Source organism: Mycolicibacterium stellerae, from assembly GCF_003719305.1.
GTDB classification, from domain to species: domain Bacteria; phylum Actinomycetota; class Actinomycetes; order Mycobacteriales; family Mycobacteriaceae; genus Mycobacterium; species Mycobacterium stellerae.
The window spans coordinates 72844-91147 of sequence record NZ_RARC01000004.1; the positions used below are offsets into that span (position 1 = coordinate 72844).

19 protein-coding genes are annotated in these 18304 nt (G+C 65.7%); 9 read left to right on the forward strand and 10 right to left on the reverse strand.

The window, feature by feature from the left end; genetic code table 11:
- The first annotated feature begins 10 nt into the window (after nt 1–10).
- Nucleotides 11–793 (forward strand): enoyl-CoA hydratase, encoded by a 783-nt coding sequence (locus D6M19_RS07545; protein ID WP_123024582.1) that lies wholly within the window; start codon nt 11–13, stop codon nt 791–793.
- An 81-nt stretch (nt 794–874) separates the two neighbouring features.
- Here the strand turns inward: D6M19_RS07545 and D6M19_RS07550 are convergent, their stop codons facing one another.
- From D6M19_RS07550 to D6M19_RS07580, 7 genes are read right to left on the reverse strand one after another with little or no spacing between them, the layout of a single operon-like run.
- Nucleotides 875–1663, reverse strand: a complete 789-nt coding sequence (locus D6M19_RS07550; RefSeq protein ID WP_123024583.1) for an acyl-CoA dehydrogenase family protein — start codon at nt 1661–1663, stop codon at nt 875–877.
- A gap of 2 nt (nt 1664–1665) precedes the next feature.
- Nucleotides 1666–2790 (reverse strand): acyl-CoA dehydrogenase family protein, encoded by a 1125-nt coding sequence (locus D6M19_RS07555; RefSeq protein WP_123024584.1) that lies wholly within the window; start codon nt 2788–2790, stop codon nt 1666–1668.
- Nucleotides 2787–3224 carry a nuclear transport factor 2 family protein gene (locus D6M19_RS07560; RefSeq protein ID WP_123024585.1) on the reverse strand — a complete coding sequence of 146 codons (438 nt, stop codon included), beginning with the start codon at nt 3222–3224 and terminating at the stop codon, nt 2787–2789. Before D6M19_RS07560 ends, D6M19_RS07555 begins: the two co-directional genes overlap by 4 nt.
- The gene (locus tag D6M19_RS07565) at nt 3202–4437 is read right to left on the reverse strand and encodes a metal-dependent hydrolase family protein (protein WP_123024586.1); all 1236 of its coding nucleotides are present in this window, start codon (nt 4435–4437) and stop codon (nt 3202–3204) included. Before D6M19_RS07565 ends, D6M19_RS07560 begins: the two co-directional genes overlap by 23 nt.
- 2 nt (nt 4438–4439) lie before the next feature.
- A complete protein-coding gene (locus D6M19_RS07570; RefSeq protein WP_123024587.1) occupies nt 4440–4769 on the reverse strand; it encodes a hypothetical protein in 330 nt (109 codons plus the stop codon).
- Nucleotides 4762–6108, reverse strand: coding sequence for an aromatic ring-hydroxylating oxygenase subunit alpha (locus D6M19_RS07575; RefSeq protein ID WP_123024588.1), 1347 nt, complete (start codon nt 6106–6108; stop codon nt 4762–4764). The genes D6M19_RS07570 and D6M19_RS07575 overlap by 8 nt, the downstream gene beginning before the upstream one ends.
- A gap of 5 nt (nt 6109–6113) precedes the next feature.
- A complete protein-coding gene (locus D6M19_RS07580) occupies nt 6114–6644 on the reverse strand; it encodes a carboxymuconolactone decarboxylase family protein (RefSeq protein ID WP_123024589.1) in 531 nt (176 codons plus the stop codon).
- A gap of 236 nt (nt 6645–6880) precedes the next feature.
- Here D6M19_RS07580 and D6M19_RS07585 point away from each other — a divergent pair, with 236 nt between their 5' ends.
- The 8 genes from D6M19_RS07585 to D6M19_RS07620 all read left to right on the forward strand — a co-directional run bounded on the left by D6M19_RS07585 (nt 6881) and on the right by D6M19_RS07620 (nt 14986).
- Complete coding sequence (locus D6M19_RS07585; protein ID WP_123024590.1) at nt 6881–8176, forward strand: amidohydrolase family protein; 1296 nt, start codon at nt 6881–6883, stop codon at nt 8174–8176.
- A gap of 104 nt (nt 8177–8280) precedes the next feature.
- Nucleotides 8281–9447, forward strand: a complete 1167-nt coding sequence (locus D6M19_RS07590; RefSeq protein WP_123024772.1) for an acyl-CoA dehydrogenase family protein — start codon at nt 8281–8283, stop codon at nt 9445–9447.
- A complete protein-coding gene (locus D6M19_RS07595; RefSeq protein ID WP_164478380.1) occupies nt 9447–10208 on the forward strand; it encodes an SDR family NAD(P)-dependent oxidoreductase in 762 nt (253 codons plus the stop codon). The genes D6M19_RS07590 and D6M19_RS07595 overlap by 1 nt, the downstream gene beginning before the upstream one ends.
- Nucleotides 10205–11416 carry a CaiB/BaiF CoA transferase family protein gene (locus D6M19_RS07600; RefSeq protein ID WP_123024591.1) on the forward strand — a complete coding sequence of 404 codons (1212 nt, stop codon included), beginning with the start codon at nt 10205–10207 and terminating at the stop codon, nt 11414–11416. The genes D6M19_RS07595 and D6M19_RS07600 overlap by 4 nt, the downstream gene beginning before the upstream one ends.
- A gap of 16 nt (nt 11417–11432) precedes the next feature.
- Nucleotides 11433–12578 (forward strand): thiolase family protein, encoded by a 1146-nt coding sequence (locus D6M19_RS07605; protein ID WP_123024592.1) that lies wholly within the window; start codon nt 11433–11435, stop codon nt 12576–12578.
- Between the two features lie 18 nt (nt 12579–12596).
- Entirely contained in the window at nt 12597–13745 is a 1149-nt protein-coding gene (locus tag D6M19_RS07610) for an acyl-CoA dehydrogenase family protein (protein WP_123024593.1), read from the forward strand.
- Between the two features lie 132 nt (nt 13746–13877).
- Nucleotides 13878–14486: a TetR/AcrR family transcriptional regulator gene (locus tag D6M19_RS07615; RefSeq protein WP_164478381.1), complete on the forward strand. Its 609-nt coding sequence runs from the start codon at nt 13878–13880 to the stop codon at nt 14484–14486.
- Nucleotides 14483–14986, forward strand: coding sequence for a hypothetical protein (locus D6M19_RS07620; protein ID WP_123024595.1), 504 nt, complete (start codon nt 14483–14485; stop codon nt 14984–14986). Before D6M19_RS07615 ends, D6M19_RS07620 begins: the two co-directional genes overlap by 4 nt.
- A 10-nt stretch (nt 14987–14996) precedes the next feature.
- Here the strand turns inward: D6M19_RS07620 and D6M19_RS07625 are convergent, their stop codons facing one another.
- From D6M19_RS07625 to D6M19_RS07635, 3 genes are read right to left on the reverse strand one after another with little or no spacing between them, the layout of a single operon-like run.
- Nucleotides 14997–15971, reverse strand: coding sequence for an NADPH:quinone oxidoreductase family protein (locus D6M19_RS07625; protein ID WP_123024774.1), 975 nt, complete (start codon nt 15969–15971; stop codon nt 14997–14999).
- On the reverse strand, nt 15971–16999 hold the full coding sequence (locus tag D6M19_RS07630; RefSeq protein ID WP_123024596.1) for a phosphotransferase family protein: 1029 nt from the start codon (nt 16997–16999) through the stop codon (nt 15971–15973). The genes D6M19_RS07625 and D6M19_RS07630 overlap by 1 nt, the downstream gene beginning before the upstream one ends.
- On the reverse strand, nt 16996–18297 hold the full coding sequence (locus D6M19_RS07635; RefSeq protein ID WP_123024597.1) for an acyl-CoA dehydrogenase family protein: 1302 nt from the start codon (nt 18295–18297) through the stop codon (nt 16996–16998). Before D6M19_RS07635 ends, D6M19_RS07630 begins: the two co-directional genes overlap by 4 nt.
- Nucleotides 18298–18304 lie beyond the last annotated feature (7 nt).

Here is an 18304-nt window from a genome sequence, read left to right on the forward strand (position 1 = left end):
AGGAATCACCGTGTACATCGACTACGAGGTCAGCGATCGCATCGCCACGATCACGCTCAATCGGCCGGAGGCGGCCAACGCTCAGAACACGGAACTTCTCGACGAACGCGACGCGGCGTGGACCCGCGCAGCCGAGGACAACGAGGTCGGGGTGATCGTGTTGCGGGCCAACGGAAAACACTTCTCGGCGGGCCACGATCTGCGGGGCGGCGGCCCGGTGCCCGACAAGATCACCCTCGAGTTCGTCATCCAGCACGAGGCCAGGCGGTATTTGGAGTACACGCTGCGGTGGCGCAACGTGCCGAAGCCGTCGATCGCTGCGGTGCAGGGTCGGTGCATCTCCGGGGGGCTGCTGTTGTGCTGGCCGTGCGACCTCATCATCGCCTCCGACGACGCGCAGTTCTCCGATCCGGTCGTGCTGATGGGTATCGGAGGGGTTGAATATCACGGGCACACATGGGAACTGGGTCCGCGCAAGGCCAAGGAGATCCTGTTCACGGGACGGTCGATGACCGCCGACGAGGTGGCCGCCACCGGGATGGTGAACAAGGTCGTGCCCCGCGACCAGCTGGATGCCGAGACCAGGGCGCTGGCCGAACAGATCGCCAAGATGCCGCCGTTCGCGCTGCGGCAGGCCAAGCGTGCCGTGAACCAGACGCTCGACGTGCAGGGCTTCTACGCGGCGATCCAATCGGTGTTCGACATCCACCAGACCGGGCACGGCAATGCGCTGAGCGTCGGCGGCTGGCCGGTGTTGGTGAACCTCGACGAGATGAAGGCCAACATCAAGTAACTCGCCACTCCAGCGCGAGCAGACGTAAATGTCCCGCGCGTCCTGCGGTTTTGCGGACTTTTGCGTCTGCTCGCGGGGGCGTTAGAGGATGGCGAGGCGGGGCGCTGAGCCGCGGGCCCGCAGACCGGCTCCGGCCCTCTTGGTGAGTTCCCTTGAGCTGCCGAGCAATCCGTCGAGCACCAGCACCCGCTTCACGTGGTGGTTAAAGTCGTGCTCGGCGGTGAAGCCGATGCCGCCGAGCACCTGCTGGCAATGCTTGGCTGCGGTCAGGGCTGCCTTGCCCGCAGCGGCCTTGGCCAGCAGCGCGGTGAGGTCGGGGTTGTCGTCCCCTGGCAGGTCGAGCGTCGCCTCGGCTCCTTCGATGGCCACCAGCGTCTCCGCCAGCCGGTGCCGGACCGCCTGAAAGCTCGCGATCGGCTTGCCGAATTGGACGCGGTCCAACGCGTGCTGACGGGCCAGGCTGAGCATCGCCCTTGCCGCACCGACCAGCCACCAGCCGACCGCCCTGCGGGCATCCACCAGCCGTACCGGGTCGCCTTCGTCCACCCGGCGCAGCGGCAGGCCGCCCAGCGTGCTGTCGCTCGCTCCGGTGTAGTCCCACACCACCCACCCGCCGCCTGCGTAGGGCAGCTCAGGGATCTCGCCGAGCTCGCGGCCGCGGGTCTGGGTCACCACGATGTCGTTGAGAACCGATGCGTGCGAACCCGTTTCGCCAAGCAGTCGGAAGACCAACGGTATCGCCTGCTCGGGCATATCGGACACCATGTCGGCCCAGCCGATGCCGGCCAGCGCCGCGTCCAGTTCGGCGCCGGAGGTCGACAGCATGGTCTTTCGCAGTCCGTTTTCGAGAAGGTCGAGTTCGGAAGCCATGGTCACTCCTTCCCGAGGTCAAGCAGCCGGCGGGCGATGATGTTGCGCTGCACTTCGGCGGTGCCGCCGTAGATCGTCGCCGCGCGTGAATACAGGTACTCGGTGCGCCACGCGCCGTCGTCGAGTTCGACGGCGCCGGGCAGCAGATCGCGAACAGTGTCATAGAGCGTCTGCTCTGCGCCTGCGAGCAACACCTTGTCGATCGACGTGTCGGGCCCCAGCTTCTGTCCGTCGGCAAGCCGGTGCTGGGTGGCCCTGGACCGGCAGCGCAGGGTATGCAGGGCCAGATACGCCTCACCAAGATCGGAGTCGGAGGCCGTGCCGAGCCCCCTGACTTCACCGATCAGTGCGTCGAATCGCGAGTACAGGTAGGCGATGCGCTGCCAGAAGCAGGTCGAGCGTTCATACGGCAGCAGATCCATCGCCAGCCGCCAGCCGTCGCCGGGCTCGCCGAGCATCCGGTCCGCGGGCACCGCAACGTCGTCGAAGTACACCTCGCAGAACTCGTCGACGTCATGCATTGTGCGCAGCGGCCGCACCGTGATGCCCGGGGTGTCGAGGTCGACGAAGAACGCGGTGATGGCCTCGTGGTTCGCGACCTCCGGCCCGCCGGTACGGGTGAGCAGGACACAACGGTTGGCGTACTGCGCGAAGCTGGTCCACACCTTCGCGCCGTTGACGATCCACCGATCGCCGTCCTGCACCGCGCGTGTGGTCAACGACGCCAGATCGCTGCCCGAGCCGGGTTCGGAGAAACCCTGGCACCACGTCTCCTGGCCCGACAGCAGCCGCGGCACCATCTCGGCGGCGAGTTCGGGTCGCGCGTAGTCGATCATGGTCGGGGTCAACACCTCGAGCATCGAGTACGGTCCGGGATGGTCGATTCCGCGGCCGACGATCTCCTCGCCGACGACGGCGCGCAGGATCTCCGGGCCCCCGAGCCCGCCCGCCGACTCCGGCCAGCCGTAACGCATCCAGCCCGCGTCGTACAGCGCCTTCAGCGCGCGAAGATGTTGTGCCTGATGTGCATCGAGGGAATCGTCGCCGGGCGGTGGCGTGAGGTCGTTCTCATCGAGCCAGGCGCGCAGTGCGGTGCGGAACGCGGCGGGCTCGAACGGTTCGGTCATCCGGCTTCTGGCCTTCCGATCGCGTGCGGCCGGCCGGAGTCGTGGTCACCACTGCGCCGGATGAACGTCATGGCACGGGTTTTCAGCCGCCAGCCGTCGTCGGTGCGCACGTACGTGTCGTTGTAGTAGCCGATGCGCATGTCGTGCTTGGAGTGCTCGATGAAGCACAGCGGCTGCGTGCCCGTGGCCTTGTCGGCGGCGTCGTCGTCGAGGTGCACCAGCGCCGTACCCGTCATGAACAAGCCCTTGGGCGCCGCGTCGACGAGCTCGGGGAACCGGGACAGCGTGTACGTGGAGCCGAACGCGCTGTATGTGCCATCGGGGGTGAACACCGAGGTCAGCCCGTCGATGTCGCCCTGGGTGATGGTGACGGCGTATTTGGCCAGCAGCTGCTGGATCTCGACGAGGTCCTCAATTCTCTTTGACTGAGTCATCTCGGAAGACCTTACCGCCCTTCATTACGAAGTTGACATCTTTTGTAACGCCGATATCGGACAGCGGATCACCTGGCACCGCGATGATATCGGCGAGGTAGCCCTCGGCGATCCGCCCGAGATCGGGCTTGTTGATCAGGTCGGCTGCGACGACGGTCGCCGCCCGCAGCACCGCATCGGCAGGCATGCCCCAGTCGACGAGCGTGACGAGCTCATCGGCGTTGCGGCCGTGCGGGATGGCAGGCGCATCCGTGCCGACGGCGATCTTCACCCCGGCTTCGTAGGCCGCTTTGAGCGACGTGCGCGCCTTGGGAAACATTTCGGCGGCCTTGTCCTGCAACTCCTTCGGCGCCTTGGACACGTCCATCGCCTCGGCCAGCCGTCTGGTGGTGACCAGGAACCGGTCGTTGTCGACGAGCATCTTGATCGCCTCGTCGTCCATCAGGAAGCCGTGTTCGATGCAGTCGATTCCGCAGTCGACGGCGTGCTTGACCGCCTCCGCGCCGTGCGTGTGCGCGGCCACCCGCAATCCGCGGCGGTGTGCCTCGTCGACGATGGCCCGCAGTTCCTCGTCCGAATAGTGCTGCGCGCCTGCTTCTCCGGTCAACGACATGACGCCACCCGACACGCACACCTTGATCAGCTGCGCGCCATGCTTGATCTGGTAGCGCACCGCCTTGCGGACCTCGTCGACGCCGTTGGCGATGCCCTCCTCGACGGTGAGCTCGAGGGCGCCGGGCATGAACGCAGCGAACATCGTGGGGTCGAGATGCCCGCCCGTCGGCGTGATGGCGTGGCCCGCAGGGATCACCCGCGGCCCCTCGATCCAACCCGCGTCGATGGCCTTGCTCAGCGCCACGTCGAGCAGGTAGCCGCCCGTCTTGACGAACAATCCGAGGTTGCGCACGGTGGTGAACCCCGCGCGCAGCGTGCGCCTGGCGTTGCCGACCGCGCGCAGCACTCGAGTCGCGGGATCGTCCTGGACCTGGGACAGCCCGGGGCTTTCGCCGCGGCCGCCCATCAGGAGGTTGACCTCCATATCCATCAGGCCAGGAACCAGGATCGAGTCGCCGAGATCGATCACTTGATCTTCTGGGCCCTGCGCGCCCTCGCCGAGCCCGACGATCCGGTCGTCCTCGATGCGCACGATGCCCGGCCGGACGATTACGCCGGCGTCGACGTCGAGCAGACCCGCTGCTTTGAGGGTCAGCACGCTCAGACCACCGGCTCCTTGATCAGTTCGATGTAGGACGCGCCGCTGTCGAGCACGCGTGGCTGTTTCCACACCTCGACGGGGAAGCTCACCATCACGATCGACTGTCCGAGATGCACAAGCGCCTTGGCGTCCTCCGGCATCCCCTTGAGTGGGAATCGCGCATCGACGTAGACCATGATGTCGTCGAGGCGTGCCATACCCGCATCGTAGAACTCAGCCATCTCGGCCATCGTAGAGTTCAGCCGCTTCTGGTAGCGCTCTTCCTCGGTGGGCAGGCACCAGTCGCTGAACCGCTCGAGGTCGGCGAAATCCTGCGGCAACTTAGACATTCGCATGGTCCTTCTCGTTGGCGGCGGAACCCGCCTTGACGGAACCGTTTCCGTTCGCCAGCGACGCCTTGTACCTGTTCACGTAGTCCCACGCCGTCTTGTGCAGGTGGCGCAGCAGGATTTCCTGGTCGCACAGCGGGAAGTCGGTGACCACCCGGGTGCCGATCTGCGTCTGCGTGGCCTCCAGGGTGTTGGCGTCCTGGAACGCGTACTCCTTGAACGTCACCGCGGCGAGCTCCTGTGACAGCCGCTGACGGAGGTTCGTCGGCGGCACGAAGTAGAGGTCGGCCTCGAAGATGTGCGTGTCAACCCCTGTCGGCCAGTAGTGGTAGGTCAGGTACCAGCCGGGCGCCCAGAACAACAGCGTGAAATTCGGAAAGAACTCGAATGAGTCTGTGCCCCAAGTCTTGTGACGGCCCGGATTGATGGCAGGCGGCAACTCGTCGGGCAATATGCCCTTGATGTCAGGCCGGTCCCACGGGCCGAACAGGCCGCTGTGCAGGATCCGCTCGATCGGCTTGACCATGCTGAGGTCCTTCGGCGGGCTCATGCCGCCCCAGGACGACACCATGGAGTGGTCGCCCTTGATGTCGTATGCGAGCGCCTCGAAGCCGAACTTGGCCAGCTTCTCGGCCTCCTCCTTCTCCGCCTGCTTCATATGCAGGATCGGCGCGTGGTAGAACTCGGTGAAGGCGTCGATGAACAGCTTCCAGTTGGCGTTGATCTCCGCGCGGTAGCTGTAGTGCTCGGTCATCTCGTGGAAGGGGTAGCCCCCAAGGCCCTTTGCGAAGTCGCCAAGGTATTCGGTCAGCGGGACGGCATCGTCGTCGAAGTTGATGAAGATGAAGCCTTCCCAGACTTCGCAGCGCACCGGCACCAGCCCGTATTGCGACTTGTCCAGGTCGAAGAACTCGTCCTCCTGCTGGACGAAGGTCAGGTCGCCGTCGAGCGCGTAGCGCCATGCGTGGTACTTGCAGGTGAACTGGCGGCAGGTGCCCGACACCTCCTCACCGGGATAGTCGTTCCACAGCAGCTTGTTTCCGCGGTGGCGGCACATGTTGTAGAAGCACCGGATCGTCTCGACGCCGTCCTTCACGTCCTTGACGACAATCACCGATGTACCTTCGCCAACCGAGGGCATCTCACGGGTAAAGTAACTGCCCTTCTTGGGGAGCCGCTCCACCCGGCCGATGTTGAGCCAGGTCTTCTTGAAGATCGCCTGCTGTTCGAGCTTGTAGTGCTCCGGGTCGATCGAGTCCTCGTAGTTCACCGGAGCAGTGCCGAGTTCCGGCCAGTTCTCAGTCCAGCTGCCGGCTGCCGGCTTGGGGAAAAATGCCACGTTCGTTACCTCTCCTGTTCGAGCTCAACGCCGAAGGTTTTCAAAGCCATGGACACGGTGACGTAGCAGCCGACCGTGAAGACGAAGTCCATCCGCTGTCGTTTGTCGAAACGCTCACCCAGCGCAGCCCACGTCGCGTCCGACATGTTGTAGGACGCGAGCAGTTCGTCCACCGCGGTGAGCACCGTGCGGTCGAACGGGTCACCGGCTTCCCCGCGCTGCACGCCTGCGATGTCCTCGTCGGTGAGGCCTTCGCGAAGGCCCAGCTTGACGTGCTGCATCCACTCGTATGCCGAGTCGGTTCGGTGCGCGACCCGCAGGATGGCGAGTTCGCGCAGCCGGGGCGGCAGCGTCGAGTTGAAGAGCAGGTGGGTGTTGAAGCGCAGGAACTCCTTGGTCAGGTCGGGATGGTTGACGAAGGTCCCCAGGATGTTGCTCGCGTTCTGCGGGTTGCGCCGCTCCTGGGGCAGCATCACGGCAAGGGCACGGTCGACGGCGTCGTCCCACTGATCGGCGGGCAGCGGGGGCACTCGCACGGCCTTCTCCTCTCAGGGGTGAGAATCATGTTCTCATTTCCGGCTAATAGGTTTCCATCTTTTGCTTCGATGGTCAATGCTAGAAGGTCGATCCGACCGCCGCACCAAACATTTGTCCCGCGATATGGTGCGCCAATGAGCGTCGGAGATTGATTCTCGCACGGGGAGAAGATAGTTTCCCTGGATAGAGAACTGTGCGGCGACTACGGTTGAAGCTTGAGAGGGAAGGGAGCCCCATGATCAAAGAGGACATGATCCTGATCAGCGTCGACGACCACATCGTCGAGCCGCCTGACATGTTCAAAAATCACCTGTCAAAGAAGTACCTCGACGATGCCCCGCGGCTGGTGCACAACCCCGACGGCAGCGACACCTGGCAGTTCCGCGATGTGGTGATCCCCAACGTCGCGCTCAACGCGGTGGCCGGGCGGCCGAAGGAGGAGTACGGCCTGGAGCCGCAGGGCCTCGATGAGATCCGGCCGGGTTGCTACAACGTCGACGAGCGCGTCAAGGACATGAACGCGGGCGGCATCCTCGGCTCGATGTGCTTCCCGTCGTTCCCCGGCTTCGCGGGTCGGTTGTTCGCGACCGAGGACCCGGAGTTCTCGTTGGCGCTGGTGCAGGCCTACAACGACTGGCACGTCGAGGAGTGGTGCGGGGAGTACCCGGCCCGCTTCATCCCGATGACTCTGCCGGTGATCTGGGACGCCGAGGCGTGCGCGGCTGAGATCCGGCGCAACGCCAAGCGTGGCGTGCACTCGCTGACGTTCAGTGAGAACCCGTCGGCGATGGGCTACCCGAGCTTCCACGACTTCGACTACTGGAAGCCGATGTGGGACGCGCTTGTGGACACCGACACCGTGCTCAACGTGCACATCGGGTCGTCGGGCCGGTTGGCGATCACCGCCCCGGACGCCCCGATGGACGTGATGATCACCCTGCAGCCGATGAACATCGTGCAGGCAGCGGCGGATCTGTTGTGGTCCAAGCCGATCAAGGCCTACCCGGACCTCAAGATCGCGCTGTCGGAGGGCGGCACAGGGTGGATTCCCTATTTCCTCGAGCGCGCAGACCGCACCTATGAGATGCACTCGACCTGGACGGGGCAGGACTTCGGCAAGCAGAAGCCCTCGGAGGTGTTCAGGGATCACTTCCTGACCTGTTTCATCTCCGATCACGTCGGTGTGCAGCTGCGCAACGACGTCGGTATCGACAACATCTGCTGGGAGGCCGACTATCCGCACAGCGACAGCATGTGGCCGGGTGCGCCCGAGCAGCTCGACGAGGTGCTCAAGGAGCACAACGTGCCCGACGATGACATCAACAAGATGACCTACGAAAACGCGATGCGCTGGTATCACTGGGACCCGTTCACCCACATCTCCAGGGAACAGGCCACCGTGGGAGCGCTGCGCAAGGCGGCAGGAGACCACGACGTCTCCATCCAGGCTCTCTCCAAGAAGGAGAAGACCGGCGTCAACTTCGCCGACTTCGCGGCCAGCGCCAAAGAGCTGACCGGCAACAAGGACTGACCAAGTCCGCTGGGGCGACAGTGCGCCGGTGCGCAGAATGCCTGACCGCACCGGCGCATTCGGCTGTGCGGACGTTGTAGTGGAGGAGTGCAGTGGCTGACGGGATGAGTTTCGAGCTGACCGAGGATCAGGAACTGATCCGAAAGTCGGTTGCCGAGCTGGCGGGCAAGTTCGACGACCACTACTGGATGGAGAAGGACCAGGCCCACGAATTCCCGCAGGAGTTCTACGACGCGATCGCCAAGGGCGGCTGGCTGGGCATGACCATCCCGGAGGAGTACGGCGGCCACGGCCTCGGCATCACCGAGGCGACCTTGCTGCTCGAGGAGATCTCTCGGTCCGGCGCAGCGATGAACGGCGCCAGCGCCATTCATCTGTCCATCTTCGGGATGCAGCCCGTCGTCAAGCACGGCTCCGACGAACTGAAGGCCGCCACGCTGCCTCGGATCGTCGACGGTGACCTACACGTGTGCTTCGGGGTTACCGAACCCGGTGCGGGCCTTGATACCTCGCGCATCACGACATTCGCCAAGCGCGAGGGCGACCACTACCGCGTCAACGGCCGCAAGGTGTGGATCTCCAAGGCGCTGGAGTCGGAGAAGATCCTGCTTCTCACGCGCACCACGCCCTATGACGAGGTGACCAAGAAGACCGACGGCATGACGCTGTTCTTGACCGACCTCGACCGCGATCATGTCGATATCCGGCCAATAAACAAGATGGGCCGAAACGCGGTGAGCTCCAACGAGGTGTTCATCGACGACCTGATGGTGCCCATCGGCGACCGGGTCGGCGAGGAGGGCAAGGGCTTCAAATACATCCTCGACGGGCTCAACCCGGAGCGGATGCTGATCGCCGCCGAGGCGCTGGGCATCGGGCGGGTGGCGCTGGAGAAGGCCGTCAAGTACGGCAACGAGCGGGTGGTGTTCAACCGGCCGATCGGCATGAACCAGGGGCTGCAGTTCCCCCTCGCCGACTCGCTGGCCCGGCTCGACGCCGCGGAACTGGTGCTGCGCAAGGCGACGTGGCTGTATGACAACGGCAAGCCGTGTGGGCGGGAAGCCAACACCGCCAAGTACCTGTGCGCCGACGCCGGATTCGGAGCCGCCGATCGCGCGCTGCAACTGCACGGCGGGATGGGCTACTCCGAGGAGTACCACGTGTCGCGCTACTTCCGGGAAGCTCGCCTGATGAAGATCGCGCCCGTCAGCCAGGAGATGATCCTCAACTTTCTCGGCGAACACGTGCTGGGGATGCCGAGGAGCTACTGATGGGGTACTTCGATCTGACGGGCCGCGCCGCGATGGTGACCGGCGCCGGCGCCGGAGGAGGCATCGGCGCGGCCGTCGCGGCCGCGCTGGCCGAGGCGGGTGCCGCGGTGCTCGTCACCGACATCGACGCGGACGCGGCCGCGGCTGTCGCGCAACGCATTCGAACCGACGGCGGAAAAGCAGACTCGTGTGCGCTCGACGTCGGTGACCGCGCGGCCGCCGATGCCGCGGCCGAACAGGCCGCCGGGCTGGGCGGGGGAGCGCTGCACATCCTCGTCAACAACGCAGGTGTCACGGCGCCCGCGATGTTTCCGAAGCTGACGGACGAGACGTTTCGGTTGACGTTCGACGTGCACGTCATGGGTACGTTCCACTGCACGCAGGCCGCGCTGCCGTACATTCCGACCGATGGCACGGGCCGCGTCATCAATGTGACTTCGGCTGCCGGGCTGACGGGCACACTGGGCCAGGTCAACTACTCGGCGGCCAAGGCAGGCCTGATCGGCTTCACCAAGTCGCTCGCCCGCGAACTCGCATCCAAGAACATCATGGTGAATGCCCTTGCGCCGCTTGCCGCCACCCCGATGACCGAAACCATCCGCACCAACGGGAAGTTCGCGGCCAACATGATGGCGCGAATCCCGCTGAAGCGCTGGGCCGGACCGGACGAGGTAGCGGGTGCGTTCGTGTTCATGGCCTCGGACGCGGCGTCCTACATCACCGGCCAGGTGCTGCCTGTCGATGGCGGAATGGTGATGTGACAGCGCCCCTCGCCGGCGTCACCGTCGTCGCAATGGAACAAGCCGTCGCCGCGCCGATGTGCACCCGCGTGCTCGCCGACTTCGGCGCCCGAATCATCAAGGTGGAGAACCCCAACGGCGGTGACTTCGCGCGCGGCTACGACGACGTGGTCAACGGTCCAGGTGGTCTGGCCGCACACTTCGTCTGGTGCAACCGCGGCAAGGAATCGGTCACCCTGAACCTCAAATCGCCCGCAGGCATGGAGGTCCTCCATCGGCTGATCGACCGCGCCGATGCGTTGGTGTCCAATCTGGCACCGGGATCAACAGCGCGCCTTGGCCTTTCGCCAGCGGACCTGGCCGAGCGGCACCCGAACGTCATCCCGGTCGAGATCGACGGATACGGCCCCGGCGGCCCGATCTCGCACAAACGCGCCTACGACCTGCTGATCCAGGCCGAAGGCGGATCGTGTGCCGTCACCGGATATCCCGGTATGCCCGCCAAGCCGGGGCCCGCCGTGGCCGACTTCACCACCGGCCTCTACGCCGCGCTCTCCATCTTGGCGCTGCTGTTCTCGCGCGACCGTCGGGATGGACCTGCACCCGCGGTCGGGCTGAGCCTGTTCGATGTGCTGACCGACGTGATGGGCTACCAGCTCACCTACACCCAGCACTCCGGCATCGACCAGCAGCCGCTGGGAGTCGGCTCACCCGCGGTCGCGCCCTACGGGGCATTCCCGACCCGCGACGGGCAGACCGTGGTGCTCGGCACCACCAACGACCGGGAGTGGCAGCGGGTGGCCAGGGAGATCATCGACCGCCCAGACCTCGCCGACGACCCCCGCTTCGCCACCAACCCCGGCAGGTGTGCGCACCGCCAGATCCTCGAAGAGGCAATCGGATCCTGGTGTGCGCAGCACGATCTCGCGCATATTCAGCAGGTAGCCGACCAGGCCGGTATCGGCAACTCGCGCTACAACGTGCCGAGCGAGGTGGTGGTTCACCCGCAGCTGGCCGCGCGCAACCGCTGGCGTGAGGTGGGTACGTCGAAAGGTCCGATCCAGGCGCTGCTGCCGCCGCCGGTCATCGGCGGATACGATCCGCCGATGGGCGCCGTTCCTGGCCTTGGCGAGCATACGGACACTGTCCTTGCAGAGCTCGGCTTCGGGCAGGACGACATCGCGGAGTTACGCGAGCAGGGGGCCGTCGGCCCGGCCTACCGCTCGTGAGGAATGGAGACGAGAAATGCGCGAAACGGTGATTGTCGAAGCGGTCCGGACACCGGTCGGCAAGCGCAACGGCGGGCTGTCCGATATGCACGCCGCCGATCTGTCCGCGCTTGTCCTCACCGCTCTGGCGGAACGTGCGGGGATCGACCCGGAAATCGTCGACGACGTCATCTGGGGTTGCGTATCGCAGGTCGGTGACCAGTCAAGCAACATCGGCCGCTACTCGGTCCTTGCCGCCGGATGGCCGGAAGCCATCCCCGGCACCACCATCAACCGCGCGTGCGGGTCCAGCCAGCAGGCGCTGGACTTCGCCGTTCAGGCGGTGATGTCGGGGCAGCAGGACGTCGTCGTCGCGGGTGGCGTCGAGGTGATGAGCCGGGTTCCGCTCGGCGCCGCCCGCGCCACCGGAATGCCGTACGGGCCGAAAGTGCTTGCACGCTATGGAGATTTCTCGTTCAATCAGGGCATATCCGCCGAGATGATCGCAGAGAAGTGGGGGTTCTCCCGCGCCAGGCTCGACGAGTACTCGGCGCAGTCGCATGAGCGCGCCGCCGCCGCGCAGGACAGCGGAGCCTTCGAACACCAGATGATCTCCGTCTTCACCGGCGGCGAACCCGTCGTCGCCGACGAGGGGGTACGGCGCGGCACCACCACCGAGAAACTCGCCGGTCTCAAGCCGGCATTCAAAGACGACGGCGTCATCCATGCCGGTAACTCGTCTCAGATCTCCGACGGCGCGGCCGCATTGCTTGTGACAACCGCTGAGAACGCGGTGACGATGGGCCTCAACCCGATCGCGCGGTACCGCGCAGGCGCCGTCACCGGCGCAGATCCGGTGCTCATGCTGACCGGCCCGATTCCGGCCACCGAGAAGGTGTTGCACAAGGCAGGCATCGGCATCGACGAGGTCGGCGTGTACGAGGTGAATGAGGCATTCGCGCCGGTGCCGTTGGCCTGGCTGGAGGAGACCGGAGCAGACGAGAAGTGTCTCAACCCGCTCGGCGGTGCGATCGCGCTTGGACATCCGCTAGGAGCGTCGGGCGCGGTGCTGATGACGCGGATGCTCAATCACATGCGGGACAACGGAATTCGTTACGGCCTTCAGACGATGTGCGAGGGTGGCGGTACCGCCAACGCCACGCTCGTGGAACTTTTCGCTTAACAGACAGGAGGACGCCGCGTGCGTCGAGACCTATTCACCTCAGACCACGAGGCTTTCAGGGAGCTGTGCCGCGACTTCGTAACCAAGGAAGTGGTGCCGCACTATCCCGAGTGGGAGAAGGGCGGCCGGATGCCCCGCGAGGTGTTCGAGCAGATGGGCTCGCTGGGCATGCTCGGCATGGCGATCGGTGAGGAGTACGGCGGCGGCGGTGAGCCCGACTATCGCTACAACGTAGTGATGCAGGAGGAGGCGGCCAACGCGCTTGTCACGCTGTCAACGGTGCGCACCCAGCTCGAGGTGATCCTGCCGTACTTCCTGCACTACGCCAACGCCGAGCAGCGTGACCGCTGGTTCCCCGGTCTTGCCGCGGGCAAGCTGTTGACGGCGGTGGCGATGACCGAGCCCGGCACCGGATCGGACCTCGCAGGCATGCGCACCACCGCGGTGCGCGACGGCGACGACTGGATCGTCAACGGCGCCAAGACTTTTATCACCGGCGGTATGCAGGCCGACCTGGTGATCACCGTCGCGCGCACGGCGACGGATCCAGACAACAGGCGCAAGGGCCTGACGCTGCTGGTCGTCGAGGACGGTATGCCCGGTTTCACCCGCGGTCGCGAGCTGGACAAGATGGGCTGCAAGGTTCAGGACACCGCTGAACTGTCGTTCGTGGACGTGCGGGTGCCCGCAGCCAACGTGCTGGGGGAGGAAGGCGAGGCGTTCAGCTACCTCGGCCACAACCTGCCGCAGGAGCGGCTGACCGTCGCGGTCGGCTCGGTGTCACAGGCGCGCTCCGCGATCGCCGCGGCCATCGACTACACCAAGAACCGCAAGGCATTCGGGACGCCCGTCGCGTCCTTCCAGAACACGAAGTTCGAACTGGCCGCCTGCTCGACCGAGGTCGAGGCGGCTCAGGCGATGCTGGACCGCGCGATCGCGCTGCACGTCGAGGGCGAGCTGAGCGGCGCCGACGCGGCCCGGGTCAAGCTGTTCTGCACCGAGATGCAGCAACGCGTCGTCGACCGGTGTCTGCAGCTCTTCGGCGGCTACGGCTACATGATGGAGTACCCGATCGCCCGGCTGTACACGGACGCCCGCGTCGCCCGGATTTATGCCGGGACCAGCGAAGTCATGAAAGTGATCATCGCCAAGTCGCTCGGCCTTTAGGTGTTGTTGGCCTGACAAATGCCCTGACCTGCGGTGTGACGGCAGTCAGAATATTTTTGCGCTGAGACCCTTGTCACAGCGGGCAAACCTACCTACTGTGTGTTCACTAGGTTGGTTGACCGAAGGAGTTCCGTGGCAGCCCCACGTCCCTACGAGACGCTGCTCGCCAAAGGCGAGGACCGTCGGCAGCGCATTCTCGGCGTGGCCGAACGCCTTCTCGCGCGCAACGGCTGGCGCAACACCTCCCTGGCCCAGATCGCCAAGGAAGCCGGGGTGACGCCCGCCGGGCTGTTGCACCACTTCGAGTCCAAGGAGCAGCTGCTGAACGCGGTGCTCGACGCGCGCGACGAAGACGACGCCATCCACGCCGACTATCAGTCGGGGGACCTCATCGCCGAGCTCAGGCGGGTGCCCGCGAGGTTCGACCGGGCCCCCGAACTCGTCGGTACGTTCACCGTGCTCCTCGTCGAGAACATCGCCCCCGACGCGCCGTTGCACGACCGCCTGCACAAGCGGTATCGCGCCGCCATCGACATTCTCACCGAGATCATCGAGCGCGGTCAGCGGCTCGGAAAGTACCGCCCGGATTGTGATGCGGCCACCAAGGCCGTCGAGATACTCGCCTTCATCAACGGAATGGAGACACTATGGTTGCTCGACCCATCGATACCGCTCACCGAGGCGTTCAAGGGATACGCGGAGTCGCTGTCCGTCGACTTGGCGTCACGGAGCTCGACATGAGGTACCGCCTCGACGTGGTGGCGGCCAATGCGGCCGACGCCGTCAGGTTCGCGGGCGGCTGGATGTATGACCGCGTGATGGCCGGCTGGGACGTCACCGTGCTGCTGGCCAATCGCACGGACGACCGGCCGTTGCACGTCCTTGGTGTCGCAGTATCGGATCTCGAATCGGCACTGGCGCTTTGGGATCAGCGTCCACACCCGCAGACGGTGGCGGTCGCCGCCGATCTTTTCGCGAGCGACGAGCGGGTGCGCCGCGGCGTGCTCGGCGCACTCGAGCAGGGCCTCACCGAGGTCACGCTGTGGGGTGAGCGCCTGCCCGCCGAACTCGACGACAGCGTGGGACCTGTTGCGCATCGGCTCAGCGCGGCGGCGCGCGCGTTCAAGAGCCAAGCGCTCACCGCCGCCGCCGACACGTGCCCTGTCACCGGGACCGAGATCTTCCGCTGCGGTGTGATGGCGAGGCCATCGGTCGCCGCGGATCTCATTCCGGCGAGTTGAACTTCGCGGGTTACGGCCGCGCGCTAAGGTCGATCAGCACCTTGCCGATGGCTTTCCCGTCGGCCACCTCCCGTAGCGCGCGCGAACATTCGGTGAGCGGGTAGACCGCACCGATGTGCGGCGCCACCCTGCCTTTAGCGAGCATCTCGCCGAGTTCTGCCTCGTTGCGGGCGAATTCGTCGGGGACGAGGTCCTGGAACTGGAATCCCAGCACCTGCACGCCCTTGACCAGAACCAGGTTGAGCGGGATGCGGGGGATGACGCCCGAGGCATAGCCGATGGTGACGAACCGGCCGCCGCGACGCAGCGACCGAAGCGCGGGTTCAGACAGTTCGCCGCCGACAGGGTCGATGACGGCGTTCGCGCCGTCGGGCAGGGCGTCGCGCAGGGCAGAACGCAGGTCGCCCGAGCGGTGATTGATCAGCTGCTTGGCGCCGTATGATGCTGCCGCATCGAGCTTTTCGGCCGACGACGCGACGGCGGTGACATCGGCGCCGAGCGCGGTACCCAGCTGCACGGCGGCCAGGCCGACGCCACCACCCGCGCCGAGCACGATGACGGAATCCCCCGCATGCAGCCGCGCGACCGACCGCAACGCGTGATAGGCCGTCCGATGGGCCACCCCGAACGCCGCAGCGGTACGGGCGTCGACACCTCCCGGAATCCGGGCCACCGCCTGAGCCGCCACCACGATCTCCTCGGCGAACGCGCCGAACATCTGGGTTCCGGTCACCCGGTCACCGGAAGCCAGATCGCCTGCCCCGCCTGTGACTTCGACGACGACACCTGCGAACTCGCTGCCGACCACGAACGGCGGCGGCACGCTGATCTGGTACTGGCCTGCGACCAGCAGGACGTCGGGATAGTTGACCGCGGCCGCGCTGACCCGCACCCTCACCTGGCCGTCCTCGAGCGGCGGTGACGCCTGCTCCTCGATCCGGACGACTTCGGGCGGCCCGTACTCCGGGCACACCGCGGCGCGGATCACCTGTAGTCGCTGGATTCGGCGAGGTCGGCGGCCGACCGCATCAGGTCGACGATCACGGGTCCGTAGGCAAGCAGCTTCTCGTTGTCGCCCGCGCGCTGGAAGCCCTGCTCGAGCACGATCGCGAGCTTCCACTTCGCCAGCACCAGGTAGTAGTCGAGGTCGTCGACCTGCCTGCCGGAGACCTTGGCGTAGTGGTCGACAACGTCGGTGCGCGATGGCATTCCGCGCATGTCGACATAGCTCATCGCCGACGGCGCTTCGGTGTTCTCCGGCCAGCTCTGCACCATCCACCCGAGGTCGAGCTTCGGATCGCCTACGGTGCCCATCTCCCAGTCGACGATCGCCGCCAACCGCGCTGGCGCGCCGTCGCAGTACATCACGTTGGCGAACTGGTAGTCGCCGTGCATCAGGCCGGGGATGAAGTCGATCGGCTTGTGAGTGCGCAGCCACTGCGTCGCGACGTCGAGGCCGTCGATGTCACGGCCCTTGATCCGCTCGAAAAAGCCGGTCCACCGGTCGACCTGGCGTTCGTGGAAGCCGTCCGGCCTGCCGAGATCCTGCAGGCCCTTGGCCTTCCAGTCCACCTTCGACAGCAGGGCGATGCCTTCGGCGAGTTGGTATGCCAGACCCGCACGCGCGTCGAGGTCGGTGTCGAACGGCGCAGGCCACTTCCGTTGGTGGAGGTCCATCGGCGACCAGCCGTCGACGAAACCCATCAGATAGAAAGGGCGGCCGAGGACCGCGGCGTCGGGGCAGACGCCGACCGCGGCGGTGTGCGGGACTTCTGTGCCATCCAGCGCCTCGATGATCCGCCACTCTCGCAGGATGCCCTTGTCGCGGTCGGGCGGGGCATCCGGCGGAGGCATGCGAAGCACGCAGTCGTCGTCGCCGCGGCGGATGCGGTAGATCACGTTCTGCGTTCCGCCGGAAAGAAAGTCGGCTTCCAGCGGCTCGCCCTTACCGGGCAGGCCGGCACCGTCCATCCACTCGGCGAGGCGCGCGGTGTCGATCGTCGGCTCGGTCACAGGTTGCCCACTTCGTGCTCCAGGTATTCGGCGAATTTCTCCTGGGCCGCTTCACGTTTGCGCGGTATCCACTCCGTCGGCCAGATGTCGTTGCTCGGCTGGTAGTCGCGCAGTACCTGCTTGGCCACCGTGGCCTTGTGCACTTCTGTCGGACCGTCGGCAAGCCCCATCACCGCGGCACCCGTCACCATCCCCATGAACGGCACGTCGTCGGTGACACCGAGAGCGCCGTGTACCTGCATCGCCCGCCATGCGATGTCGTGCAGCACTGTCGGCATCACCACCTTCACCGCGGCGATGTCCTTACGCACCTTCTTGTAGTCGTTGTATTTGTCGATCTCCCACGCGGTGTAGAGCACCATCAACCGGAACTGGAGCAACTGGGCATACGAATCGGCGATGTAGCCCTGCACGAACTGCTTGTCGGACAGCTTGGCGCCCTGCGTCTCTCGGCTCAGCGCTCGCTCGCACATCATGTCGAGCGCAGTGCGCGAAAGCCCGATGGTGCGCATGGCGTGGTGGATGCGCCCGCCACCGAGACGGGTCTGGGCGATGACGAACGCCTGACCTTCGCCGCCCAGCAGAGCCTCGGACGGCACGCGCACGTTGTCGTAGTGGATCAGCGCGTGTGAGCCTTCGCCCTCGCGCTCGCCGTGAAGGCCGAAATTGCGGACGATCTTCACACCCGGTGTGTCGGTCGGCACCAGGAACATCGACATGCCCTGGTAGGCGCTGACTTCGGGATTCGTCACCACCATCACGATCAGGAACGAGGCGGTTCTGGCATTGGACGAGAAGAACTTCCAGCCGTTGATCACCCAGTCGTCACCGCCCCGGACCGCCTGCGTCGTGAACAGGGTCGGGTCGGCTCCCGCATGCGGTTCGGTCATCGAATAGCAGGAGAAGAGCTCGCCGTCGAGCAGGGGCCGCAGGTAGCGTTGCTTCTGCTGGTCGGTACCGTAGTGGGCGAGGATCTCGGCGTTGCCGGTGTCGGGTGCCTGACAGCCGAATATGATTGGCGCCCACTGTGATCGGCCCAGCACTTCGTTGAGCAGGGCGAGCTTCAACTGTCCGTGGCCTTGACCGCCCAGCTCCGGCCCCAAGTGAGTGGCCCACAAGCCCCGCCGCCTGACCTCCTCCTTCAGCGGGTCGATGACCTTGCGACGGTTGTCGTCGAGCGGTGTGAACTGCTGGTGAGGAAAGGCGAGATCGAGCGGCTCGATCTCGCTGCGGACGAATTCGTCGGCCCAGTCGAGCGCCTTCTGGTATTCGGGGTCGGTTTCGAAATCCCACGCCATTGTGTGT

What these genes read in the sequence shown, in the direction of transcription:
- D6M19_RS07560 (WP_123024585.1), bottom strand. Translation starts at nt 3,224, where the DNA reads ATGACTCAGTCAAAGAGAATTGAGGACCTCGTCGAGATCCAGCAGCTG.
- D6M19_RS07585 (WP_123024590.1), top strand. Translation starts at nt 6,881, where the DNA reads ATGATCAAAGAGGACATGATCCTGATCAGCGTCGACGACCACATCGTC.
- D6M19_RS07590 (WP_123024772.1), top strand. Translation starts at nt 8,281, where the DNA reads ATGAGTTTCGAGCTGACCGAGGATCAGGAACTGATCCGAAAGTCGGTT.
- D6M19_RS07605 (WP_123024592.1), top strand. Translation starts at nt 11,433, where the DNA reads ATGCGCGAAACGGTGATTGTCGAAGCGGTCCGGACACCGGTCGGCAAG.
- D6M19_RS07550 (WP_123024583.1), bottom strand. Translation starts at nt 1,663, where the DNA reads ATGGCTTCCGAACTCGACCTTCTCGAAAACGGACTGCGAAAGACCATG.
- D6M19_RS07635 (WP_123024597.1), bottom strand. Translation starts at nt 18,297, where the DNA reads ATGGCGTGGGATTTCGAAACCGACCCCGAATACCAGAAGGCGCTCGAC.
- D6M19_RS07595 (WP_164478380.1), top strand. Translation starts at nt 9,447, where the DNA reads ATGGGGTACTTCGATCTGACGGGCCGCGCCGCGATGGTGACCGGCGCC.
- D6M19_RS07570 (WP_123024587.1), bottom strand. Translation starts at nt 4,769, where the DNA reads ATGTCTAAGTTGCCGCAGGATTTCGCCGACCTCGAGCGGTTCAGCGAC.
- D6M19_RS07555 (WP_123024584.1), bottom strand. Translation starts at nt 2,790, where the DNA reads ATGACCGAACCGTTCGAGCCCGCCGCGTTCCGCACCGCACTGCGCGCC.
- D6M19_RS07620 (WP_123024595.1), top strand. Translation starts at nt 14,483, where the DNA reads ATGAGGTACCGCCTCGACGTGGTGGCGGCCAATGCGGCCGACGCCGTC.